This is a genomic window from Pseudomonas sp. JV245A (assembly GCF_032424515.1).
GTDB classification, from domain to species: Bacteria; Pseudomonadota; Gammaproteobacteria; order Pseudomonadales; family Pseudomonadaceae; genus Aquipseudomonas; species Aquipseudomonas protegens.
The window spans coordinates 1-23,697 of sequence record NZ_VYKE01000090.1; the positions used below are offsets into that span (position 1 = coordinate 1).

The window sequence follows — 23,697 nt, forward strand, 5'->3', positions numbered from 1 at the left end:
GTGAATATCTACCCCGTCCCTCTAGCCGCAAACGCCAGCGAAGGCATCCGCCCAGGCGCTGCATGTCTCCCGGGCCCCTTCGCCGGCAAGCCGGCTCCTACACGGCGGCTGCGGGTTGCAGTTGGCGTTTGCGCTGCATCAGGTAGTAGGCGCCGTAGCACAGGGCGATAAAGCCCGAGCCCCAGTACAGCGACGGACGCTGGGTTTCATCCAGGGCCAGGAACACGAACAGCGAACTGCACAGGACGATGCACAGCAGCGGCACCAGAGGGAACCAGGGCGCGCGGTACTTGAGCTGCTCCAGTTGCCCGCCTTCGCGCAGGAACTGGCGACGGAAGCGGTACTGGGCCAGGGCGATGACGATCCAGGTCACGGTGCCGGCCATGCCGCTCACCGCCATCAGCACCATGAACAGGGTGTCGGCGGCGATGAAGCTGGTCATCAGCGAGATCAGGGCAAAACACAGAGTGATGAACAGGGCGCGCAGGGGTACGCCTTGTTTGCTCAGGGGAGACAGAGCCTTGGGCGCCATGCCGGATTTGGACATGGCCCAGAGGATGCGCGTGGAGGCATACAAACCGGAGTTGCCCACCGAAAGAATCGCCGTGAGGATCACGAAGTTCATCAGGTCGGCGGCGTAGGGAATGCCCACCATATCGAACACCTGGACGAAGGGGCTTTCCACCAGCCCGGCCTGCTGCCAGGGAATGATCGCCGCCAGCACCATCACTGCCAGCACGTAGAAGATCAGCACGCGAAACACCACGTTGCGCACGGCGCGGGGGATGCTTTTTTCCGGCTGGTCGGTTTCACCGGCAGCCACGCCCATGATCTCGCAGCCCTGGAAGGCGTAGACCACGGTCATCATCACCGCGAACACCGCCGGCAGGCCGTTGGGGAACAGGGAGTCGCCCTTGAGGTTGTCGAACATCGGCGCCGGGGCGCCGCTGGGCAGGTCGATGACGCCGAAGATCACCAGCGCGCCCACCACGATAAAGCTCAGGATCGCCAGCACCTTGACCCCGGCGAACCAGTATTCGGCCTCGCCAAAGGCCCGGGTGGCCAGGGCGTTGATGCCGAACAGCAAGGCCACGAACAGCGCCGACCAGTACCAGATCGGCACCCCGGGAAACCAGCGCTGCATCAGCATGCCGGCGGCGGTGAACTCCAGGCCCACGGTGGTGGCCCAGCTCATCCAGTAGACCCAGCCGATCATGAAGCCGGTGGCCGGGCCGATGTACTTGGTGGCGTGGGCCTGGAACGAGCCGGACACCGGCATCTGCACCGACAGCTCGCCCAGGCAGACCATTACCAGGTACATCAGGAAGCCGGCCACCAGGTAGGAGAGAATCGCCCCCCAGGGCCCGCCCTGGTTGATGGTGACCCCGGAGCCCATGAACAGCCCGGTGCCGATCACGCCGCCCAGGGACAGCATGAAAATGTGCCGGCTCTTCAGCGAGCGCGTCAGTTGGATGCCTTTGCGTTCAGTACTGGTCGTCATGGTGCACCTCAGCAGTCGGTGAGGCGCAGGGCGCGGGGCGATGGGACGGGACGTGGGGCACAAGCAGCTTGCAGGCAGTTCATTATTATTATCTCCAATAAGCTTCGAAGGCCGCGGCGGGCGCGGCTCAAGCGATTATTGGAAAGCCATGTAAGTTCGGGTTGAAGCAAAAGATCGAAGATGTAAAAAGTCGTAAGGATTTTGTACGTCAGGCCGCCAACAGCTGTTGCAGCAAAGCCCGGGACTGCTGCCAGGACGCTTGCAAATTCGCCCCCAGGGCCGCCAGCGCCGGGCGATCGGCCTGCTCTGCCGCACCTTCCAACTCCCGCAGCACTCGGGCCAGGGCACAGAAGCCCAGGGAGTCGGCGCTGCCCGCCAGGCGATGGGCCAGGTGCAGGACTTCGGTGCAGTCCTCGGCGGCCAGGGCATCGGTCAACAGGGGCCGTTGCTGATCCAGGGCGTCGGCCAGCACCTGGAGCAAGCCCTGCAACTTCTGTTCGCCCAGCAGGCTGCGATGGGTGTCCAGCAAACCCTGGTCGAGCAAACCCTCCTCAGTGTCGGCCTGCGGCATCTGCACCTGCCCGGCCAGCACCTGACGCAGGCTCTCCAGCTGCAACGGCTTGCCAAGAATGCCCTGCATCCCGGCCTGCAGATAACCACGCACCACGGACGGCTGGACGCTGGCGGTGAGAGCGACAATGCGCACCTGCCGGTTGGGCCCGGGACGCTGGCGGATCTCGCGGCACAGCTCGACCCCGCTGATGCCCGGCAAGTGCACATCCAGCAGCAACAGGTCGAAGGCTTGCTGCTGACACAAGGCCAGAGCCGACTCGCCGTCTTCAGCCAGCCAAACTTGATGGCCGTCACGCTGCAGCAGGCCGCTGGCCACTTCGCGGTTCAGGGCCACGTCTTCCACCACCAGGATCTTCAAACCCTGCGCCGGCACCTGCAGCTGTGGCGACGGCAACGATTCTTGAGCCATTCCCAGCAGCAGTTCGAACCAGAAACAACTGCCCTGCCCCAGCTCGCTGTCGACGCCAATGTGTCCGTCCAGTTGCTGCAGCAGGTGCTTGCAGATGGCCAATCCCAGGCCGGTGCCGCCATAGCGCCGGGTCACCTCGTCACTGGCCTGGACGAAACGCTCGAAGATCTTCTCGCGCATCGACGCAGCAATGCCGATGCCGTTGTCGCGCACGCAGCAGCGCAGGCGCTGGCCACCGGCGGTGCTGTGCAGCACTTGCACTTCGACCCGCACCCAGCCGTCTTCGGTAAAACGAATGGCATTGGCCAGCAGGTTGCTCAGCACCTGGCGCAGGTACTGCTCGGCGCCCTGCTGACGCGGCGCCAGTTGTTCGTCGATGTGCAATTCCAGGCGGGTGTGGTTGGCCTCGGCCCGGGGCTGCAACAGGGTGGTGACTTCTTCCAGCAACTGACGCAGGGAGAAGTCCCGCACTTCCGGGCGGCTTTCGCCCTCCTCCAACCGGGCAAAGGACAGCACTTCGTTGAGGATGCTCAGCAAGCCCTCCCCGGCTTGATGCAAGGCCTGCAAACGCTGACGATCCTGCTGGTCCAGGGGCGCCTGACGCAGCAGTTCGGCCATGCCGAGGATGCCGTTCAACGGGGTGCGCAGTTCATGGCTCATGGTCGCCAGAAAGCGCGACTTGGCGAGGTTCGCGGCTTCGGCCTCGTCCTTGGCGTGCATCAGGCTGGCGGTGCGGCGCTGGACCATTTTCTGCAATTCGTCGCGCTTGTCCTGCAAGGCCAATCGGTCGGCTTCGCGGCGCTGCACATCATCGAGCACAGCCCGACGCATGTCGTCCAGGGCCCGGGCCACGGTGTCGATCTCGTCGCCGTCCGGGCGCTGGCGCTTATCCAGATGCAGGGGCTCGTGCAGCTCGCCGGCCGCCACGCGCCGGGCGAAATCGGCCATCACTTGCAGGTGCCGGGTCACCAGACGGTAGAACAGCCCGGACAAGGCCACCGCCAACCCGCAGAGAAACACGCTCATCCACAACAGGCTGGCCAGCCCGGTGGCGTACAGGCGCCGATACACCGCCCCCAGATCGGTGCTGACCTGCAACTCGCCCAACTGGCGCAAGGGCCCGGACGGCGGTTGATAGCTCAAGGGAAAACGCTCCACCCGCAACGGCCCGATCAGCTCGGCGCTGCCCTGCTGCAAGTCGAAATCGTTGCTGATCAAGTGCACCCGGGCCACATCGGAAAAGTCCACCAGCCCCTGCAACTGCACGGTCAGCTGTTCCTGGTTGAGGTCCCACAGGTTGCGTTCCAGGCTGCCCAGGTAACCGGCGCGAATCAGCTCCATGCGGCTGTCGATGTCGCGCATTTCCCGGCGGTATTCGAAGTACAGCTGCACGCTGCTGGCGAGCACGGTAAAGCACAGGCTGAACAGCAGGATAAACAGCAGCAGGCGGCGCAACAGGCCGGCGGAACGCAGCTGGATCATGGCGCCGTCTCCCGTTGCGCCTTGAGCATGGCGCGGTAGTCGTCCTGGCTTTGCGCCAGCCAGCGCTGCACCGCGCCGCTGTCCACCTGGCGCTGCAACTGCGCGTCAATCTCGGCCATGCGCGGCGCCAGGGGCGAGTGGCGCGACACCGCCAGGCGCAGGTAGTCGACGCTCACCGCCTGGGGCAAGGCAACTATGTCCTCGGCCCCCGGTAGCTGCTCGATAAACAGCTGCCCGGTGCGGCGTTCATGGGGAATGAAATCGATGCGCTGGCGGATCAGCTTGCCGAAGTTCTGCTGGCTGCTGGAGACCCATTCGATATTGCCGTGCTGCACCACTTCGCGGTCGAAATCCTGGCCGTAGCTCTCGCCGAACAGCAGGCCGCCGCGATAGGCCCGCAAGTCCTGCAGGTGCGCAAAGCGCGGCAGGCTGCGGCGGTTGACGAACAGCGCGACTTCTTCGCGCAGCACCGGCACCTGGGAAAACAGCAGGTCCTGCTGGCGCTGGCTGGTGCTGTAGGCCAGCACCACATCCACCCGGCCCGCGGCGGCGTCCAGCAGGCAGCGCTTCCAGTTGCCCAGCACCACCACCTGCACCTGATAACCCAGGTCCCCCAGCACCTGACGCACCAGGGTCGGCGCCAGCCCGCGCACCTGCTGGCCGTCGCTCCAGGAAATCGGCGGGTACACCGGGTAGTCGCAATAACGCAGCACGGGCCGGGGTTCAGCGAACGTCGGACCGGCTAGCAGGATCAAGCACAGGCTCAGGCACAGGCCCAGTGCGCGGCGCAGCAATTCAGGCGGCCACGCTGGCGGTGAACAGGTAACCGGCACCGTGGATGGTGATGATCAGCTCCGGCTCGGCCGGGTCGTCGTGCAGCTTGCGCCGCAGGCGGCCCACCAGCACGTCGATGGAACGGTCGCTGGGCACCCATTCGCGGTTGCGGATCTGGTCCATCAACTGGTCGCGGCTCAGGGTATGGCCGCTGTTGCGCAGGAACACGCTGAGCAATTGGTATTCGCCGTGGGTCAGCAGGGTTTCAGCGCCCCGCGGGTCGATCAGCCGGCGGCGGTCGGTGTCCAGGGCCCAGTCGGCGAACTGCTTGACCGGGCTCGGGCTGTTGGCCGGGGCCTGGGGCGGGCAGGCCTGGCGCACCCGACGGATCAGGTTCTTGGCCCGGGACACCAGCTCGCGGGGGTTGAGGGGTTTGATCACGTAGTCGTCGGCGCCGCATTCCAGGCCGACGATGCGGTCGATGTCGTCGTTGCGCCCGGTGATCAGGATGATCCCCACCTCCGAACGCACCCGCAGCTCCCGGGTCAGGGTCAGGCCGTCCTTGCCCGGCAGGCGGATATCCAGCATCAGCAGATCCACCGTGTGCTGGCCGAGAAAGCTCTCCGCCTGCTCCGCGGTGGCGGCGCAATGCACGTCGTAGCCTTCCTGAGAGAGATAAGCCTGAAGCAGCTCGCGAATCAGCGGATCGTCGTCGACGATCAATACCCGAGGAGTCATCGCCTGTGTTCCTGATTATTTTTATTAGAGAAACCACCTACAGCGCAGCAGCCTAGCCATTACTGAACAACCGATCAACAGCCCTATGTCGGCACAGCGAAACCTCGCCCGCCGCTGGCCAGCAGCCCCTCGACCCAGGCCTCGCAGATCTGCACGCCCTGCTGCGGGCTGAAGGTCCCCGGGTTGAGCCCGGATTCCAGCCACAGGCCGTCGAGCAAGGCGCTGAGACTGATGGCCGCCAGATCGGCGTCGAAGCCTTTCCAGCCCTGAATGCCGGCCAACTGGCCCAGCAGGCCGGCCAGCTCGTTACGGTATTCACCATAGGAATGTTCGTGGGCCAGGTTGATCGCGTCGGCGGTCTTCACCGCGCCCCAGAAGGCCAGCCAGGCATCCAGCAGCCGCGGGTCCAGCAGTTCGGCGCAGAACGAGGCGCGAAAGAACGCCGACAGCCGCTGCCGGGGGTCGGGCGCGGCCTGCTCCATGGCCTCGCGCAGCAGGGTCATGACCCGCCCGGTGATGGCGCGATAGGCCTCGGCCACCAGCTCGTCCTTGCCGGAGTAGTGATGGCTGATCAGCCCCACCGAGACCCCGGCCTCGGCGGAGATCTTGCGGATCGAAGCGCCCTGGAAACCGTGGAGCTTGAGGCAGGTCAGCGTCGCCTCGATCAGCTCGGCCTTGCGCAGGTCGGGTTCCAGGCGGGAAAAGCGCGCTTCCTGGCTCATGGGGCGGGTTCCTTGGACAGTGGCGGGAAGTTGAAACTGAACGACTGTACAACAGGCCTTCCGTGGCTATCCAGCGTTTGTGTGGCCGCCCAAGCCGCACCGAGTCCTGTAGCCGCTGCCGAAGGCTGCGAACGGTCTGGGCGGCACTCCGACGTAGGGACGCAACGATCTTCAAGGCGACACAGGTTCGGCTGCAGATCGCCAGGCAAGGCCCTGCGGGCCTTTTCGCAGCCTCGCCATGGCTCGGCAGCGGCTACATGTGGTCAGGCGCGGTAGTCGGGGGCGATGCGCTCCAGCAAGCGCAACAGCGCCGCCCAAGCCAGCTGCATGGCGTCCGGGTCGTTGAGTTCACCTTCCTGCAGCGGCCGCCCCGGGTCGTTGAACTGGCGTTCGGTGTGGGCGCAGACCGCGTCCGGCGGTAGCACGATCTCCCCTGCTGCCTGGGCCGCCAGCTGGATCTCGCAGGCCTTCTCCAGGTAGTACATGCGCAGAAACGCCTGGCTCACGGTTTCGCCCACGGTGAGCAGGCCATGGTTGCGCAGCATCAGCACACTTTTGTCGCCCAGGTCGGCCACCAGCCGTTGCTGCTCGCCCAGGTCCAGGGCCACGCCTTCGTAGTCGTGGTAGGCCACGCGGCCATAGAACTCCATGGAAATCTGGTTCACCGGCAGCAAGCCGCATTTGAGCGCCGCCACCGCGCAACCGGCCTTGGTGTGGGTGTGCAGCACGCACTGGGCGTCTTCCCGGGCGCCGTGAATGGCGCTGTGGATCACGAACCCCGCCGGGTTCACCGGGTACGGCGACGGCTCCACGGCTTCGCCATTGAGGTCGATCTTTACCAGGTTGGAGGCGGTGATTTCATCGAACATCAGGCCGTAGGGGTTGATCAGAAAATGATGCTCGGGCCCGGGCAGGCGCACCGAGATATGGGTGAAGATCAGGTCGGTCATGCGAAAGTGCGCGATCAGGCGGTAGCAGGCCGCCAGCTCTTCGCGCAGGCGCTGTTCGGTGGCGCTGCGCTCGGTCAGGGAGTGGGGGCTGGGAGCGATATTGTTCATTGTTGGAGTCCTCCAGGCAGGTGGGCGGGCAAACGGGGCCGGTAAAAAGAGCCCGCAAACAATAGGACCGGACGCCCGCAGGCGTCCAGCCCGTTGCGCTTACTTGCTGGCCCAGGCGTTGAAGCGCTCTTCCAGCTCTTCGCCATGATCAACCCAGAACCCGACGTCCATCGCCAGTGCACCCTTGAGGTTCTGTTCCGAGGTCGGCACCCACTGCGCCAGCGCCGGGTCGAGCTTGGCTGCGGCCAGGGTGTTGGTGGGGCCATAGGGGATCTGCTTGACGTAGTTGACCTGGGCTTCAGGGGTGTTGGCAAAAGCGATGAAACGCTTGGCCTGATCTACGTGTTTCGAGCCCTTGATGATCGCCCAGTAGTCCATGCCGTACAGGCTGCCGGGCCACACCACCGCCAGCGGCGCGCCGGCCTGGGCGGCCACGGCGATGCGGCCGCTGTAGGTGGAAGTCATTACCACATCACCGGAGGCCAGCCACTGCCCCGGCTGGGCCCCGGCCTCCCACCACTGGATGTAGGGCTTGAGTTCGCTGAGCTTGGCAAAGGCCCGGTCCACTCCCTCGGGCGTGGCCAGGACCTTGTACACGTCCTCGACCTTGACCCCGTCGGCCATCAGGGCGAATTCCAGGTTGTACACCGCGCGCTTGCGCAGGCCGCGCTTGCCGGGGAACTGTTTGACGTCCCAGAAATCCGCCCAGGATGTCGGGGCCTTGGCCAGCTTGTTGCGGTCGTAGGCAATGGCCACGCTCCACACCAGCACCGCCGAACCGCAGGGCTGGGCGGCATCGGGAATCAGCTGCTCGGCACGGCCCAGGGCCTTCCAGTCCAGGGGCTCGTACATGCCTTCGTCGCAGCCGCGCATCAGGTCCGGGCCTTCGATCTGCACCACGTCCCAGTCGACGTTGCCGGTGTCGACCATGACCTTGATCCGGGCCATTTCGCCGTTGTATTCGCTCTGGATCAGCTTGCTGCCATCGGCCTTGCTGAAGGGTTGGAACAACGCCACATCCTGGGCTTTTTGTCCGGCTCCGCCGTACGCCACGACCACCATGTCGGGGGCTGCCTGGGCCTTGTTCTGAATCAGCGGCTGGCCCAGGGTCAGACCCAGGGCGAGGCTCAGGGCCAGGAAAGAACAACCGTGCTTGCGGGTGAGCGCTTTCATCTGTGAATCCTCTTCGCGGTGCCACACCGGCAGGCGCCGGCACAGCCCTTTTTTATTGTTGTGAGGTTGGCCCCGGGAGCGGGCGCAGATCGAAGCTACTGCAAGCCTTAGTAAAAAAACAAGTTGATTTTTTACTGGCGGTAAATTTTGATAGGCCAACAATAACAACGCCAAGGCCCCGCCCCCTGCCCTTGGCCCGCCTGGAGTCACCGCAATGACCAGCGCCTTCCCGCACCTGTTCGAACCCTTGCAGATCCGTGGCAAACGCCTGAAGAACCGCATCATGTCCAGCGGCCACGACACCTCGATGCCCACCGACAACCTGGTCAACGAACAGCTGATCGCCTACCACCGCGCCCGGGCCGAAGGCGGCGTGGGCCTGATCGTGCTGCAGGTGGCCGGGGTCCACGACAGTGCGCGCTACACCAGCCACGTGCTGATGGCCACCGACGACGCCTGCATCGACGGCTACCGGCGCCTGGCCGAGACCTGCCACGCCCACGGCACGGTGGTGCTGTCGCAGATCTTCCACCCGGGGCGGGAAATCATGGAGTCCGCCGACGGCCTGCTGGCGGTGGCCTATGCGCCTTCGGCGGTGCCCAACGAGCGCTTTCGGGTCATGCCCCGGGCCCTGGACCAGGACATGATCGACGAGATCATCCAGGGCTACGCCGACGCCGCCCGGCGCCTGCATCAGGCCGGGCTGGACGGCGTGGAACTGGTGGCCAGCCACGGCTACCTGCCGGCGCAGTTCATCAACCCGAGGGTCAACCGCCGCACCGACGGCTACAACGGCGAACTGGAACAGCGCCTGCGCTTTATTCGGGAAATCCTCGGTGCCATGCGCGCCAGCACCGATGCCGAGTTCATCATCGGCCTGCGCATTTCCGCCGATGAACGCGACCCCGAAGGCCTCACCGAAGACGAATCCCTGGCCGCCGTGCAATTGCTGCAAGGGCAACTGGACTACGTGCACATCGTCGCCGGCACCTCCGCCTCCCTCGGCGGCGCGGTGCACATCGTCCCCCCCATGGCGGTGGAAGCGGCTTATCTGGCCCGGGAAGCCGGCACCTTCAAGGCCGGGCTGTCGATCCCGCTGTTCGTCACCGGACGCATCAACCAGCCCCAGGAAGCCGAGGCCATCATCGCCAAGGGCCAGGCCGATGTGTGCGGCATGACCCGCGCGCTGATCTGCGACCCGCAGATGCCCAACAAGAGCGACAGCGGCCGAGCCGAAGACGTGCGCGCCTGCATCGCCTGCAACCAGGCGTGCATTGGCCACTTCCACAAGGGCCTGCCGATCTCCTGCATCCAGCACCCGGAAACCGGCCGCGAACTGCTCTACGGCCAGCCCAAGCCCAGCGCCCGCGGCAAACGCATTATGGTGGTGGGCGGCGGCCCGGCCGGGATGAAAGCCGCTGCGGTGGCCGCCCAACGCGGCCACCGCGTCACCCTCTACGAAGCCAGCGCGCAACTGGGCGGCCAGATCCAACTGGCGCAACTGCTGCCCCGGCGCAGCGAATTCGGCGGCGCCAGCACCAACCTGCAACGGGAAATGCAACTGGCCGGTGTGGAAGTGGTGCGCAACACCCGAGTCGACCGCGCCCTGATCGAGCGGGAAAAGCCCGACCACGTGATCATCGCCACCGGCGCCGAACCCTACTGGCCGAACTTCGAACGCGGCGGCGACCTGCAAGTGGTGGACGCCTGGCAAGTGCTGCGGGACGAAGTGCAACTGGGCCGCAGCGTGGTGGTGGCCGACTGGCGCTGCGACTGGATTGGCCCCGGCATCGCCGAACGCCTGGTACGCGCCGGGCACCAGGTGCAACTGGCTGTCAACGGCACCCACTGCGGCGAAAACCTGCCGCTGTACGTGCGCGACCAGATGGCCGGCGAACTGCACAAACTGGCGATCCCGATCATCCCCTACGCCCGCCTCTACGGCTGCGACGACAGCACCGTCTACTTGCAACACACCGCCAGCGGCGAACCCATGCTCCTGGAGAACGTCGACAGCCTGGTGCTGTGCCAAGGCCACCAATCGGTGGACGACCTCGGCCAGCAACTCAAAGGCCTGGTGCCCTTCCAGCGCATCGGCGACTGCCTGGCACCGCGCACCGTCGAAGAAGCCATCCATGAAGGCTTGAAAGTCGCCTGGGCGCTTTGAGGCTGCTTTATACTCCAGGGCTTTTGCAGGACGGGTGCCCGGACGCGCCCGTTCCCCTGGTCCGGAGCCCGCCATGAACCCCAGCAGCAAGACGCCGCCCGTGAGCACCCCGCCCGAGCCCGGCAGCGACAACCAAGCCCCCGGCGGCCCGCAGTTTCTTGGCACCCGCATCCGCGGCCTGCGCAAACGCCGCGGCCTGACCCTGAGCGAACTGGCCCAGCAGAGCGAACTCACCGCCGGCTACATCAGCCAACTGGAACGCAACCTCGCCTACCCCTCCATCCCCGCCCTGTTCAACATCGCCCGCAGCCTGGGCGTGACCATCCAATGGTTCTTCGCCAGCGAAACCCAGACCGCGCCCGAGGATCAGGGGTACGTGGTGCGCAAGAAACAGCGGCTGCAGGTGAATTATGAGAACGGGATTATCGATCAACTGCTGACCCCGCAACCGACCCGGCAGTTGGAGTTTCTGCACTCACGGTTTCCGCCGGGGACGTACAGCAAGGAGAGTTACAGCCATGAGGGGGAAGAAGCCGGGTATGTGCTGTCGGGGAGTTTTGAGCTGTGGGTGGGGGAACGGTATTTTCAGCTGAGTGAGGGGGATAGCTTTAGTTTCTCCAGTCAGGAGCCGCATAAGTATGGGAACCCTGGGGAGGAGGATGCGGTGGTGTTGTGGGTGATAACGCCGCCGACGTTTTGAGCGAGCTACTGAGCGGAAGCGCAATGCACCGCTCTTTCGTTTGCTGAAAACTAGCTGTCACGGGCTGGGAAGTAGAACTGCCGCCGCAACCACTCGCTGAACTGGGCCTCGATCAGCAGAGCGCGTTGCTCGCCCATCTCATTCCAGGCTCGATTAATCATGTGTTCCCAGTTTCGGGCGACTTCCATGAGTGGCGCTACTGCTCCCCAAAAATGCCCGGCCTCAAGTGTTGCCCTGACTCGACCGTTTAGTTCAGCGAGGGTGGCGGTGCCTTCCAGATAACGTCGCGCGGCTTCTAGCAATTTTCTGAATTCGATAATTTCGACGGTCATGCCTAGTCCCTTAGATAAACCGCCTTAAGGTTAATGCGGAGGATGTCTGATCTTCTGTTATGACTTTACCCGGGGCTAACATAGTCGTATGCAGTACCAGCGTCTGCTTCCGGCGAAAAGCGGACTTTTGCAATAGACGGCTGTCGGCCATAGACGGACTGTTGCGCACTGCTAGTCATACATAGTAGCTTTGTGCCATTTACAAATGGTAGATTTTGGCCGCTCGATATATTTTTCTCAGAGTCAAACATGCTCAAGTCAATCACTATCCGCCGATTTAAAAACCTCACAGATGTCGAAATCCCACTGGAGCGCATAAATATCCTTGTAGGTACAAACAACTCGGGGAAAAGCAGCATCCTTCAAGGGATAGCTTTTGCTGTAAGTATTGCTCAGACATCTAAGCTTCAGGGTGAGGTCACCACTCTTTCTCCTGAACAATTAATTTACACTCCTCTCCGAGATGTTTCAGCCCTTGCCTTTGGCGGAGATTTGAAACAGAGCAGACAACATGCGATTGAAATTTTATTCAATCAAGAAACAGTAGACCCGCAAGGCCAGAGCATCGAGTCCAATACGTCAGTTGAAATTAGACGTGGAAAGAACAAAAACATTGCCTTGAGCGTAAATGATGGCGGCCTAAAAGAAGATATTTCATCCCTTGATAATCAGTTTGCAATGTATGTGCCCGGCTTGGCCGGAATTCCTTCCTCAGAGCCTTACAGAACGCCTGCCGCACTACGGAAAGCAGCTGCCCGCGGTGATGCTAACGCCGTATTAAGAAATATTCTTTGGAGTCTAAAGTCTGACAATGACGCCTGGGAAGTATTCAGCGAACACCTTTCACGCGTTTTTCCGGAAATTGTTGTCAACCCAAAATTCGACCCTAACGTGGACGAATTTGTTGACGTAACAATAGAAAGACAGGGGGTCAAGCTACCTATTGACGCAGCAGGTACCGGTTTTTTGCAAACAGTACAAATTCTCGCCTACGCTGCCAAGTACAAACCCAAATTGCTTCTCTTAGATGAACCAGACTCTCATATACACCCTGACAGACAGCGTCAATTAATAAATCTTCTATCTGACCTGGCGGAGAAAGATGACTTTCAAGTAATTGTGGCTACGCACTCTAGGCACTTATTGGATGTCCCAGGCGCCTATTTTCATTGGATGGCGCAAGGTAGTCGAGTGAATATTGAACCAGACGAAAGCAGTCGACTACGCATATTAACGGACCTAGGCGCCCTAGATAGCGGCGACAGGCTCAAGAATGGAAATATAGATGTCGTCGTGCTAACTGAAGATAGCGATCAAAAATTTCTTAAGACCCTCATGGTCTCTTCAGGCGCAGAGGAAGAGAGAGTTCAAATTTGGTCTTACTCTGGCTGCACAAAAATAGACGCAGCAGTAACCTTGTGCCGTTTTATTCAAGATCACGCACCTGGAACAGAGGTGCTTGTTCACCGTGATAGTGACTACCTGACAGACGAAGAAACAAATCAGATGAAGGATATTTTTTCTGCAAAAAATATCCGGATATTCCTTACCCAAGGAACGGATGCTGAGTCACACTTAATTAACGTCCAACATATTCGAACATTCTATCCTCAGCTATCGGAACTCCAAATCAATCAAGCCATTGAAGAAGCCACCGAAGCAGTTAGAGAATACTCTGTCAAAACGCTTGCTAAAAATCTCCTAAGAGAAGAAAAAGCGAGGAGAAAAGCAAATGGCGATAATGGTGACCCAGACATTGTTGCGTTGACAGATCAGGCTCGGGCTGATTTCGCTGCTTGCTCTGAAAGATGGCGCCATGGCAAGAAAACCTTGGGGCAACTCAAGTCAAAACTTCAGGTCACGCTTGGTGAGAACCTCAATATTGTTCGCCCTTCAGATAACTTAGCTGTTGAGGTTCTCGCAGAGGCCATTCGAGCAGTTCGAGAGCGAAGAGGGGCGCACCAAGTAGGCGATCAAGCCTGACGCAAGGAACGCCCGCTTTGAGCTGCGGATTCAACTAGCCAGAAGCGGTCAGTCTTGACCAACGACTATCGGTTGCAGCTCTTGGTGACGGACAGAAATCGGCCAGAAGCAGTCGCTTAGCCACCCCTAAATTTAGGTAAATTCACTCAACAAATTTTTCATATGCACGCTTTTCACACAAAGCGTCCCATGTCTTCTGTGGAATTAATTTGCTTGCCCAACCATAGTAACCCCAAGTTTTTGCAATGTCTTTCTGCCAGCATTCATCACACCTTAGCGAATGAAAATGAACGTTGTCATTTATGATATCCTGAAAAATTTCGTTTAGGCTCTGCGGATTATTACAATAGCATTTGAATTTTTTGTCTCTCTTCCGCTCATGAAGCGGCCCCACGAGCCGCTCGTAGATTTTTGGATGGCACTTCTTAAGGCGTTGATTTACCGAGTCAAGAACATCGACTCTACACTTGTTAATGGCGTTATCACGTAGATTCAGAAGACTCTGCTCAGAGTCATACCTTCCTTGGTTGATTCGAGAAACAATACCACTCATAAATGGCGTCCTTGAGATAAAAATGTCTTTTAAGTACGGGATAATGTCACGACAACTCGATGAGCATGAATAACTAGACTACTTCGACATGTAAAATTTTTCCAACATCAATAACAACCTCGAACTCACCTGTTTGATTGGAAAAGTACACATGCTCTTTTGTGATTTTAGTTTTCAAAATTACTCTTTTCCCAACGTCAAACGAAGGCTGGCCCACGTAATATTCAAAAGCAAAAAAATAGGCTATCTCTTTGCACGTAGTCCATGACTGCCCATAGCTCGATGAGTTATGCTCGGCAATATCTGTGCCTCTGTATAGAGTAACTAGGCTTGGCAGCTCGCTAATATCGTTCGGCCTCAGTTCTTTGCTAAGGATTACTTTGGGATACCACTCCTCATTTTCCTGGCACGTAAATAGCTCATGAAGTCCGTTGCGGGCGAACGAGAAAAATGCATGTCTCAAAGAATCAAGGATAGGTAATGCTTCAGTATCTGCAAGATTTTCAGATAGTTCAGCGCTATAATTATTAATTTGTACTTGGGCTGGGCTGAGCTGGAATGAGCCTACACAAAATAAATATCCGGATTTATTTTGAGCTCGAATTGAGCTTATAAAAAAAGCAATCGCAGACTCAAGATGATCTCTATATGGAAATAAAGCATGCTCGCTGAGTTTAGAGCTAATTGATGCTAACGAAATGCTCATTTCATTTGATATGAAATTCTGATCTTCTATTGATAGCATGATTGGTTGCTCTTGGTTTTTAGATCGCTTGACTGGCGTCTCATTGTCGATCAATTGCGTAATTGCAATTTACGGTTTGATTCTTTCAGTTAAACGTGCCTTCGAAGGTTTTACACTATTTCGGCCAAAATAAAAATCGCACTTACAATAGTGGACACGCCGATCGGCCGCTATTTATCCGTTGCAGCTGATCAAAAAGGTAGTTTTGGCTGATTGCTGTCGGTCCCGAACGGCTGTTAATGGCCGAAAGCAGCCTCTTAAGTAGTAGAGACACCGCTTATCAAGCAGCGATAAGCGGCGTTTCTATCTACCTCATACGATGTTGCCCTAACTCAGAGCCCCTCCCTCAGCCCCTCTTCCACCCAACCCCAAACACACATCATCAATCACCGCCTTCCCCATCTCCGCCAAAAAGTACGCAGCCCACGCATACCGCTCCCCCTGCTCTTCCATAGCAGCATCCAGCGCTAACTTCTTGGCGTAGTACAGCAACGTCGAAGCCTGCTCCAGCGCCTGCTGCAAAGGCACATCTGCATTGACGCGAAACAACGTTAGTTCAAGATCGGCACATTGGCCAAAGGTGACAAAACCCTGGGTTTTGATGGGGGTTGAATGGCTCATCGTGCACCTCCCGCCAAGGTCTGGCAGCAGAGGTTTTTGAGCGGAGGAAGGCGAAAGGAACAGCAGCAAACTTCACACAGATTACCGGCAGACATGATTGAAACTCCCTGATCAAAAATGTGCCTGCATCTGATCGGGTTCTCAGGCCCGGTCGCTGATTTTGCAGCGACCGCAGCAGACTAGGCGGTCTGCTCACGCTGGGGCAACCGCTAAACCGTAGCCGGTTATGTCGCTCGGATTAGCGAGCCGTTATGCTCTCCCTCACCCCGGATAAGGACATCTGCCCCCTCATGATCGACCGCGAACAACTCCATCTAAACGGCTACCAGTTGCTGCGTCAGGCGGTGCCCGCCGGCTGGCTGGATGAGCTGCGGGCCACGTTCGAGGCGGGGGTGATTGGGCCGGAGCAATGGCCGGTGCCTCGGGGCCACGATTGGCGTCATGCGCTGGTGGATCTGGATGCGCGGGTGCAGGCGGTGTGTCGCTTGCCGGCGCTGTTGGCGGTGGCCGGGGAGTTGATCGGGGAAGGCTTTTTTCTGGCTCAGGTGGAGGGCCGCGAGCCGTTGGCGGGGGGCGGTCATCAGGTGTTGCACCGGGATCTGTCGGAGCAGCGCCTCGGTGACCGGGTCACGGCGCTGGTCTATCTCGATGACTATGGGCCGGCCAATGGCGCGACGCGCATCGTGCCCGGCAGTCATCGCCCCGGGGAGCGGTTGGCGCCCTTTGATTTCAGTGATGAATCCCGGGTGGTGCAGTTGGCGGGCAATGCGGGGGACGTGCTGCTGTTCGATGCCGATCTGGTGCATGGGGCCAGCCTGAACCCCAGTGGTGCGCGCCGTCGCAGCTTGCTGGTCAGCTATTGCGCCCTGGGGCTGTATGAGTCCCATCTGCAGACGCTGGGCCTGCGTGCTATCCGCATGGACACCAGCGAGCGCTTCGAGCCGGCGGACTTTGCCTGAGTGGGCTCGGGCGCCAGGGGTGCGTCAGCCGCAGCGTGGCGCTCATTCAGTCGGCCAGGCGGCTGGCCAGACGTTGCAGTGCCTGGGCCAGTTCCAGGGCCTGCTCCGCCGTCAGTTCCACCGGGTCGTTGTGCGGGCTGATGGCCTTGAGATGAATTGAACTGCCCTGCTCTATCCATAGGCGCACGGCGCCCTCGCTGCTCTCGAAATAATCCGTTGTGCGCTCAATCGGCATGTTCATTCACCTTGTGCGTGGGCGCTGGCCAGTTCCAGCAGGCGGGTGAAGTCGGCGATGGCGAAATACAGGTCATCGCGGGTGTCGCCGTCCCAGTCTTCGACGGCTTCCCTGTCTGCCTTGAGTGAGGCGATGCGGGTTTTGATCTCGGCGATTTCCGCCGCGCCGCACTGGGTGGCGATGGCCTCCCAGCGTTCCTGGGGAATGTTTTGCTGGACCGACAGCCCGGCTTGGGCTTGGGCAATCAGTGCGGTGAGTTGGCTCATGGGGGTATTCATCCTGAAAATGCAGCCTTTGAATCGGGGCGCGGCTTGTGCGTTAGGCGCTTTGAGGCGGGTCACTTTATCGGGTTTAAGCCCAAACAACGACCTCAAGAATGGAGCCAAGTCCATGTCCGCCATACCACTGGAGAACTCGTTGCCGGCGTCTCCCCCCAGGGTGCCCACAAGGTCACATGTCGCTAAGCGTCCCGTGAACACAGCATGCTGTTCTCAACGACAAGGGCAAGGATGTCCGAGCAACGACCATGACAATGCTTGGCGCTCATAGCCGGGCAGTGCTGAACGGCTATGGGCGGATAGAGAACCTCAACGGCTCGCTTTCAGCGTTTCAAGCATCGCCTCGGCGGCCAGGCTGTGGACTTTGCGGGTCGGGTGCCATTCATCCCAGTAGTAATGGGTATCCGGATCCGCACACACGGGTTTGACGTCCGGGTAGGTGGCTTGGCACGGGGTATCCAGATCCTTCAGGCCCGCCACCTCGGGTGCCGCGCGAAGCGTGTTGCTGAAGGCCAGGTGGTCGAAGTAGCCAATATTCACGTGATGGGAGTTAGCCAGTGTTGTCAGCACGGCGGGCAGTTTTTGTTCGAGTATCTGCTGGTAGTGCGTTGCGTTCTTGACTTGATTGCCCTGCACCACAGCCGGCACATGGCTCAAATCCGTGGTTCCCACCACCATCAGGTGCTTCGCCCCTGCGGCGATCAGCGTCTCGGTGCTCTTCTGTATGTTCGCCACGCTGTTCTGGCCAAGCACGTCGATCGTTTCTGGGTGCGCGAAGTCGGCCCATTCAAAAAAGTCGTTGGCTGAGATGAAAATGAAATACAGCGCATCCGGATCTGCCTTGTGTGTTTTAGCGGCTTTCAGGTGATCGGCGATTTGCCCGAAAACCCCAGTGTCGCGAGAGGGCTGCATCCAGGCGTAGTAGTTGCCGTTGCCGCTTTTGGCGCCGCCAATGGCGTAGTCGGTCAAGGGGATTTTCAAGGCCTGCGCCAAGTGCTCGACCGCGGTGGGGCCATTGCTCCAGCGTCCCTGCCAATACAACGAACCGGGCAGCTCCTGTGCATCTTTGACCTTCTGCGCGGCCATGGTTCGGGTGAAGGTTTCACCCGCGCCATTGTCAGAGTAGCTGTCACCGAACGCATAGAGATGATCGTAGCCAGGGCCGCCAAAGGCGGTTGCGGCAGTCATGGTCAATAGAGCGGCCAAGCACGCGCGTCGAATCATTGAAAGTCTCCCGGGTGGTGCTCTTAGACTACCGGTGGCGACGTTTTGCCTCGCCACGCTTGCGACCTGTATTTAGCCGAGGGCGCAAAGAGTGTGCTGTTCGCGACAGGTCAGTGGCGGGTGAGTCCAGCGTGTGCGCCGCTTTTTTTATCCCGCCTGTTGCCTTGGGTGCTTGGCAGCGCCGCACGGGTCGGCTTCAATAACCGCCCCTTTTCATGTTCAGGAGCTAGAAGGATGCAGCTTTATTACCGTTGGGCGGCCGCATGGGTCATGGCGTGGGTACTGGGAATCGGGCTGGCCCAGGCCGAGGAACGGCCACAGGTGGCGGACAAGATCCTGGCCTACACCGGGCCGCACGGGGTGAAGGTCTGGACCTTGCGCATTGGTGAGCGCAGCGCCAATCAGGCGCTGGTGCAGGTGGAAGACGCCGACCACGACTGGAACATGCGCATTCAGAAAATGAACGTGGAGCAAACCGATCGCGACACCCGTTACTTCACTCAGGTGGACGGGCAGAAGTTCGTGGTGCTGCTGCTTCAGGAAGGCTATGGCGAGTTGCATCTGCCGGGTGAGGCCAAGCCGCTGAAGGTGGGTTATGACAGCAACCTGTCCAGCTATGGCGATGCCCAGGCGTTTCTCAATGAGTACCTCAAGGCCCAGTAAAGCGTCGGGCGGGCGCTGCAGGTGCGACGCTCGTTGATCTGCAGCGGTCGTGCCGCGAGCGCTCTGCAACAACGCCTCCCTAGGGAGGCGTTGTAGTTTTACCCGGCCTCAAACCTCCTTAGCGCAAATCGAACCGATCCAGGTTCATCACCTTGTCCCAGGCCGCGACAAAGTCCTTCACGAACTGCTCGCCCGCATCCGCCGCTGCATACACCTCGGCCAGGGCCCGCAGTTGCGAGTTGGAGCCCAGCAGCAGGTCGACCCGAGTACCGCTCCATTTGTATTGCCCCGTGGCGCGGTCGCTGCCTTCGTACAGGTCGCGGGCCTCGGACTGGGGTTTCCATTGGGTGCCCATGTCCAGCAGGTTGACGAAGAAGTCGTTGCTCAGGGTGCCCGGGCGCGAGGTGAAGACGCCGTGGGGCGATTGCCCGACGTTGGCCCCCAGCACTCGCAGGCCGCCCAGCAGCACGGTCAGTTGCGGGGCGGTCAGGGTCAGCAGTTGCGCTCTGTCCACCAGCAGGGCTTCGGCGGTGACGCCGCTGACCGGCTTGAGGTAGTTACGGAAGCCGTCTGCCACCGGTTCCAGCACGGCGAAGGATTCGACGTCGGTCTGTTCCTGGCTGGCGTCCATGCGCCCCGGGGCGAACGGTACGCTGATGCTGTAGCCGGCATTTTTCGCCGCCAGTTCCACCGCCGCGCAACCGCCGAGGACGATCAGGTCCGCCAGGGACACGCGCTTGCCATTGCTTTGCGCGCTGTTGAAGGCGCTCTGTACCCCTTCCAGGCCTTGCAGCACCTGGGCCAGTTGCTGCGGTTGGTTGACCTCCCAGTCCTTCTGCGGGGCCAGGCGAATCCGTGCGCCGTTGGCGCCGCCGCGCTTGTCCGAGCCGCGGAAGGTGGAAGCCGAGGCCCAGGCGGTGGACACCAGTTGCGCCACGGACAGACCCGAGTTGAGGATCTGGCCCTTGAGCTGCTGGATGTCCTGGGCGTCGATCAGCGGGTGGTTCACGGCGGGAATCGGGTCTTGCCAGATCAGTTCCTCGGCCGGCACTTCCGGGCCCAGGTAGCGGGCGCGCGGGCCCATGTCACGATGGGTGAGTTTGAACCAGGCCCGAGAGAAGGCTTCGGCCAGTTGCTCGGGGTGCTCATGGAAGCGCCGGGAGATGGCCTCGTAGGCCGGGTCGAAGCGCAGCGACAGGTCGGTGGTGAGCATCGACGGCGTGCGGCGTTTGTTCGGGTCGTGGGGGTCGGGCACGCTGTCGGCCCCGGCGCCGGCTTTGGGCCGCCATTGGTGGGCGCCGGCGGGGCTGGTGGTCAGCTCCCATTCGAAGCCGAACAGGTGGTCGAAGAAGTCATTGCTCCAGCGGGTCGGGGTGGTGGTCCAGATCACTTCCAGGCCGCTGGTGATGGCGTCGCCACCAACGCCTGTGCCGAAGCTGCTTTTCCAGCCCAGGCCCTGTTCTTCCAGGCCAGCGGCTTCCGGTTCCGGGCCGACGTGGGTTGCGGGGCCGGCGCCGTGGGTCTTGCCGAAGGTGTGGCCGCCGGCGATCAGGGCCACGGTTTCTTCGTCGTCCATGGCCATGCGGGCGAAGGTTTCGCGGATGTCCCGGGCCGCCGCCAGCGGGTCGGGGTTGCCGTTGGGGCCTTCCGGGTTGACGTAGATCAGGCCCATTTGCACCGCCCCCAGGGGGTTCTCCAGCTCGCGGTCGCCGCTGTAGCGCTGGTCGTCGAGCCAGGTGGTTTCGCTGCCCCAGTAGACGTTGTCTTCCGGCTCCCAGACGTCCTGGCGGCCACCGGCAAAGCCGAAGGTTTTAAAACCCATGGATTCCAGGGCGACGTTGCCGGTGAGGATGATCAGGTCGGCCCAGGAGATCTTGCGCCCGTACTTCTGCTTGATCGGCCAGATCAGCCTCCGCGCCTTGTCCAGGCTGACGTTGTCCGGCCAGCTGTTGAGCGGGGCGAAGCGCTGCTGCCCGCCCCCGGCACCACCCCGGCCATCGGCGATGCGGTAGGTGCCGGCGCTGTGCCAGGCCATGCGGATGAACAGCGGGCCGTAGTGGCCAAAATCCGCCGGCCACCAGGGTTGGGAGTCGGTCATCAAGGCCAGCAGGTCGCGCTTCACCGCGGCCAGGTCCAGGCTGTTGAATTCGGCGGCGTAGTCGAAGTCCTCGGCCATCGGGTCGGACAGCTGCGAGTGCTGGTGGAGGATCTTCAGGTTCAGTTGGCCGGGCCACCAGTCACGGTTGCTGGTGCCTTCGCCGGCGGTGTGTTTGAACGGGCACTTGGATTCATCAGACATGGATCACTCCTTCGATCATCCCTGCCCGGCCGCTCGACTGGGGCCCTAGGAGGGATGGGCGTTTGAAAAGCGTAGTGAACGGCAAGCGAAGGTAAAAATAGACCCGCTTGATGACCCTGGCAGAAAAAAACCATGACGCCTGCAAGGTTTCTGCGCGGGGCGCCCTGCCCCCTGGGAACCTGCCCTGGATCTGGCAAGCGGCGCCCAGGCTTGTTTAGCGCAGCCGATGCTGAACAGCGGCCTGAGCCTGGGCGTCCAGGCGGCGCTGGGTGTCGGCATCGATCTGCTGGCGCAGGGCCTGGAACAGCGGGCTGGCGTCGGTGTAGCGGCGGCCGTAGCCGAGGTTGAAGCGGTAGTCGAAGTCCGCCGGGTTCTGGCCCTGGGTGTGTTGCAGCAGGGTTTCCAGCTTGTCCAACGCCTTGACCGTGCGCGCCTCGGTGCTGGCGGCGCCTTCGTATTCGTCCCACAGCTCCAGCAGGTGCTCGCGGGCCGGGGCGTCCAGGGCCCGGGCCAGCAGTTGCAGGTCCGCGCGCTCCTGCTGGCTCTTGTCCGGGTGAGCGGCCTGGGCCACCGCCGGGATGTCGCCGTGAATGGCCTCCCCCAGGTCGTGGACGATGCACAGTTTCAGCACCCGCAGCAGGTCCAGGTCCCCCAGTTGGTCTTCGAACAGCAGCGCCATCAGGCACAGGCGCCAGCTGTGCTCGGCGGTGCTTTCCTGGCGGCCGCTGGAGGTGTGGGCGCTGCGCAGCACGTCCTTGAGTTTTTCCGCTTCACGGAGAAAGTCGAGGCGGCCACTGAGAAGTTCACTGTTCATGGAAAGACCTGCGCGGGTGGGCAAAACACAGCCGGCACTGAAAGGCGGCGAGCGATGGCTAACCAGACTAGCCAAGGGGTGCTGCCGGGGCCACGGATAAAATATCCGGGGCCCCATTTCAGAGGGTTTCCACCAGCCGCACGGCGTTGCCGTCAGAGAGGTTGAGGCGGGTCCAGCGGCACTGGCTGGGGGCGATGGGCACGATGGCCGAATCGTTGTGGCCGCTGAAGAATTCCAGGGACGGCGGCTCCAGTACTTCGCGCCAGCCCAGGTCATCCAGGGCGGCTTCCTTGCGGGTGATTTCCTCGGTGCAAAAGCCCCACAGGGACTGGCCCAGCAGCTCACTCAAGGGCACGCCGAACTGCCCGGCGCGGGTGGCGGAACAGGCCAGCAGGCGGTGGGTCAGGTCGCACACCAGGTGCACGGCGCGCGGGCTGTCGTTCACCAGCCGCGCCAGGGCCTGGTCGGCGGCGGCGCTGAGGTTGGCCGCCAGCAGTTGTTCCAGGCGCGCACGCTCGGCCGGTTCCATGGTCTGCCGGCCGTTTTCCCAACGGGAAATGCTCGACTGCGCCACGCCGAACAGTTCGGCGGCGTGTTGCTGCTTGACCCGGTGCAACAGGCGCCAGCGCCTGAGGGCAAGGCCCAGATGGGGAGAGGTGAACGGGGCTGCGGGCATGGAATGAGTGATAGGGGTAAAGGGGCCGACAGTTTCGCAGCCCCGGCGCTTGACGGGCAACTGGCGCTGACCCACGCCATTCACCCGGCCTGCCACAAGTTGCTGGACAGCGCGGCCAAAGCCACGAAAAATCAGCGCCTTTGCCCTGCCCTCCACGGGCCGGGCGCCTGTGCCAAGGAGTTCGGCCCAATGCTCAATGTCCTGTTTGTCTGCAGCCAGAACAAGCTGCGCAGCCCCACCGCCGAGCAGCTGTTCGCCGACTGGCCGGGGATCGAGACCGCTTCGGCGGGCCTCAACCACGACGCCCAGGTGCCCCTGGGCCCGGAGCTGGTGCAATGGGCCGGGCTGATTGTGGTGATGGAAACCCGCCACCGGGAAAAACTGCGCAAGCGCTTCAAGGCGCAGTTGAACAACCAGCAGATTGTGTGCCTGAACATTCCCGATGATTACGAGTTCATGGACCCGGAACTGATCCAGTTGCTGCGGCAGAAGGTGCCGCAGTTTCTTCCCGATGGCGGCGAGGCTCGCTGATATGCCCCTGATATTCAGGGCCCCACCTGAGCTGCGGGTGGAGCTGGACATCCTTGGCTACCAGTTCCCTGGCAGCCACGATCACCTGGACGCCAACTGGCTGATGGTGCAGGGCCGCATCGAGCATCCCCAGGGCGACTGGCGTTTCAAGGATGCCTGCCTGAGGACTCACGAGTTCGATCAGTTGGCCCAGTGGCTACAGGCCCTGGATCAGCCCGAAGGCCCTCCCCGGCCTTGCTGGTTCACCGAGCCTTGCCTGGCGTTTCACTACCTGGGCGGCCCCGAGCCGCAGATCCAGATCCACTTTTGCCTTGAAGCCGCACCGCCCTGGCTGAACCCGGAGCAACGGCTGGACGGCTGCCAAGTGACGCTGCCCCTGGCCTGCAATTCCGTGCCTCGGCTGCTGGCAGGGCTGGATGCCCTGCGCCGAGATTTCCCCCAGCGCTGAACCACAGCCGCCCGTCTGTAGCCGCTGCCGCAGGCTGCG

At 61.3% G+C, this 23,697-nt stretch carries 22 protein-coding genes and 1 pseudogene; 7 read left to right on the plus strand and 16 right to left on the minus strand.

Features of this window, described 5'->3' with window-relative positions:
• Positions 1 to 97: 97 nt before the first annotated feature.
• The 7 genes from F6S12_RS21275 to F6S12_RS21305 form a co-directional block, all read right to left on the minus strand.
• Complete coding sequence (locus tag F6S12_RS21275) at positions 98 to 1,501, minus strand: amino acid permease (RefSeq protein ID WP_015635402.1); 1,404 nt, start codon at positions 1,499 to 1,501, stop codon at positions 98 to 100.
• 208 nt (positions 1,502 to 1,709) lie between these two features.
• Positions 1,710 to 3,965: an ATP-binding protein gene (locus F6S12_RS21280; RefSeq protein WP_315869301.1), complete on the minus strand. Its 2,256-nt coding sequence runs from the start codon at positions 3,963 to 3,965 to the stop codon at positions 1,710 to 1,712.
• Entirely contained in the window at positions 3,962 to 4,759 is a 798-nt protein-coding gene (locus F6S12_RS21285) for a substrate-binding periplasmic protein (RefSeq protein ID WP_315869302.1), read from the minus strand. The genes F6S12_RS21280 and F6S12_RS21285 overlap by 4 nt, the downstream gene beginning before the upstream one ends.
• Position 4,760: 1 nt before the next feature.
• Positions 4,761 to 5,477 carry a response regulator gene (locus tag F6S12_RS21290; protein ID WP_210456764.1) on the minus strand — a complete coding sequence of 239 codons (717 nt, stop codon included), beginning with the start codon at positions 5,475 to 5,477 and terminating at the stop codon, positions 4,761 to 4,763.
• An 83-nt stretch (positions 5,478 to 5,560) separates the two neighbouring features.
• Positions 5,561 to 6,199 (minus strand): TetR family transcriptional regulator C-terminal domain-containing protein, encoded by a 639-nt coding sequence (locus tag F6S12_RS21295; RefSeq protein WP_161466927.1) that lies wholly within the window; start codon positions 6,197 to 6,199, stop codon positions 5,561 to 5,563.
• A 263-nt stretch (positions 6,200 to 6,462) separates the two neighbouring features.
• Entirely contained in the window at positions 6,463 to 7,257 is a 795-nt protein-coding gene (locus F6S12_RS21300; protein WP_053151163.1) for a class II aldolase/adducin family protein, read from the minus strand.
• 99 nt (positions 7,258 to 7,356) lie between these two features.
• On the minus strand, positions 7,357 to 8,430 hold the full coding sequence (locus F6S12_RS21305; protein ID WP_315869303.1) for an ABC transporter substrate-binding protein: 1,074 nt from the start codon (positions 8,428 to 8,430) through the stop codon (positions 7,357 to 7,359).
• A gap of 214 nt (positions 8,431 to 8,644) precedes the next feature.
• On the opposite strand from F6S12_RS21305, the gene F6S12_RS21310 reads away from it, so the two are divergent.
• Together F6S12_RS21310 and F6S12_RS21315 are read left to right on the plus strand one after the other, a co-directional pair.
• A complete protein-coding gene (locus F6S12_RS21310) occupies positions 8,645 to 10,597 on the plus strand; it encodes an FAD-dependent oxidoreductase (RefSeq protein WP_315869304.1) in 1,953 nt (650 codons plus the stop codon).
• 107 nt (positions 10,598 to 10,704) lie between these two features.
• Positions 10,705 to 11,297, plus strand: a pseudogene (locus F6S12_RS21315) (cupin domain-containing protein); the annotation flags it as partial.
• Positions 11,298 to 11,347: 50 nt separating this feature from the next.
• Here the strand turns inward: F6S12_RS21315 and F6S12_RS21320 are convergent.
• The gene (locus tag F6S12_RS21320; protein WP_315869305.1) at positions 11,348 to 11,629 is read right to left on the minus strand and encodes a hypothetical protein; all 282 of its coding nucleotides are present in this window, start codon (positions 11,627 to 11,629) and stop codon (positions 11,348 to 11,350) included.
• Between the two features lie 249 nt (positions 11,630 to 11,878).
• Here F6S12_RS21320 and F6S12_RS21325 point away from each other — a divergent pair, with 249 nt between their 5' ends.
• The gene (locus tag F6S12_RS21325; protein ID WP_315869306.1) at positions 11,879 to 13,612 is read left to right on the plus strand and encodes an AAA family ATPase; all 1,734 of its coding nucleotides are present in this window, start codon (positions 11,879 to 11,881) and stop codon (positions 13,610 to 13,612) included.
• Positions 13,613 to 14,238: 626 nt separating this feature from the next.
• On the opposite strand, the gene F6S12_RS21330 is transcribed toward F6S12_RS21325, so the two are convergent.
• Complete coding sequence (locus F6S12_RS21330) at positions 14,239 to 14,910, minus strand: hypothetical protein (protein WP_315869307.1); 672 nt, start codon at positions 14,908 to 14,910, stop codon at positions 14,239 to 14,241.
• Between the two features lie 327 nt (positions 14,911 to 15,237).
• Positions 15,238 to 15,531 carry a DUF3077 domain-containing protein gene (locus F6S12_RS21335; protein WP_315869308.1) on the minus strand — a complete coding sequence of 98 codons (294 nt, stop codon included), beginning with the start codon at positions 15,529 to 15,531 and terminating at the stop codon, positions 15,238 to 15,240.
• 290 nt (positions 15,532 to 15,821) lie between these two features.
• On the opposite strand from F6S12_RS21335, the gene F6S12_RS21340 reads away from it, so the two are divergent.
• Complete coding sequence (locus F6S12_RS21340; protein WP_315869313.1) at positions 15,822 to 16,490, plus strand: phytanoyl-CoA dioxygenase family protein; 669 nt, start codon at positions 15,822 to 15,824, stop codon at positions 16,488 to 16,490.
• Between the two features lie 46 nt (positions 16,491 to 16,536).
• Here F6S12_RS21340 and F6S12_RS21345 read toward each other — a convergent pair whose 3' ends face one another.
• The 3 genes from F6S12_RS21345 to F6S12_RS21355 form a co-directional block, all read right to left on the minus strand.
• A complete protein-coding gene (locus F6S12_RS21345; RefSeq protein ID WP_262382336.1) occupies positions 16,537 to 16,725 on the minus strand; it encodes a DUF6360 family protein in 189 nt (62 codons plus the stop codon).
• 2 nt (positions 16,726 to 16,727) lie between these two features.
• Entirely contained in the window at positions 16,728 to 16,991 is a 264-nt protein-coding gene (locus F6S12_RS21350) for a hypothetical protein (RefSeq protein ID WP_072442108.1), read from the minus strand.
• 321 nt (positions 16,992 to 17,312) lie between these two features.
• Positions 17,313 to 18,227: an SGNH/GDSL hydrolase family protein gene (locus F6S12_RS21355; RefSeq protein ID WP_053151136.1), complete on the minus strand. Its 915-nt coding sequence runs from the start codon at positions 18,225 to 18,227 to the stop codon at positions 17,313 to 17,315.
• 234 nt (positions 18,228 to 18,461) lie between these two features.
• Here F6S12_RS21355 and F6S12_RS21360 point away from each other — a divergent pair, with 234 nt between their 5' ends.
• Positions 18,462 to 18,890: a hypothetical protein gene (locus F6S12_RS21360; RefSeq protein ID WP_315869309.1), complete on the plus strand. Its 429-nt coding sequence runs from the start codon at positions 18,462 to 18,464 to the stop codon at positions 18,888 to 18,890.
• Between the two features lie 118 nt (positions 18,891 to 19,008).
• On the opposite strand, the gene katG is transcribed toward F6S12_RS21360, so the two are convergent.
• The 3 genes from katG to F6S12_RS21375 form a co-directional block, all read right to left on the minus strand.
• Positions 19,009 to 21,189: a catalase/peroxidase HPI gene (katG, locus tag F6S12_RS21365; RefSeq protein ID WP_315869310.1), complete on the minus strand. Its 2,181-nt coding sequence runs from the start codon at positions 21,187 to 21,189 to the stop codon at positions 19,009 to 19,011.
• A 214-nt stretch (positions 21,190 to 21,403) separates the two neighbouring features.
• Positions 21,404 to 22,003 carry an HD domain-containing protein gene (locus F6S12_RS21370; RefSeq protein WP_210456779.1) on the minus strand — a complete coding sequence of 200 codons (600 nt, stop codon included), beginning with the start codon at positions 22,001 to 22,003 and terminating at the stop codon, positions 21,404 to 21,406.
• 118 nt (positions 22,004 to 22,121) lie between these two features.
• A complete protein-coding gene (locus tag F6S12_RS21375) occupies positions 22,122 to 22,679 on the minus strand; it encodes a helix-turn-helix transcriptional regulator (RefSeq protein ID WP_315869311.1) in 558 nt (185 codons plus the stop codon).
• 189 nt (positions 22,680 to 22,868) lie between these two features.
• Between F6S12_RS21375 and F6S12_RS21380 the strand changes: the two genes are divergently transcribed.
• A complete protein-coding gene (locus F6S12_RS21380) occupies positions 22,869 to 23,210 on the plus strand; it encodes a low molecular weight protein tyrosine phosphatase family protein (RefSeq protein WP_041752202.1) in 342 nt (113 codons plus the stop codon).
• Position 23,211: 1 nt separating this feature from the next.
• On the plus strand, positions 23,212 to 23,658 hold the full coding sequence (locus tag F6S12_RS21385) for a hypothetical protein (protein ID WP_315869312.1): 447 nt from the start codon (positions 23,212 to 23,214) through the stop codon (positions 23,656 to 23,658).
• Positions 23,659 to 23,697 lie beyond the last annotated feature (39 nt).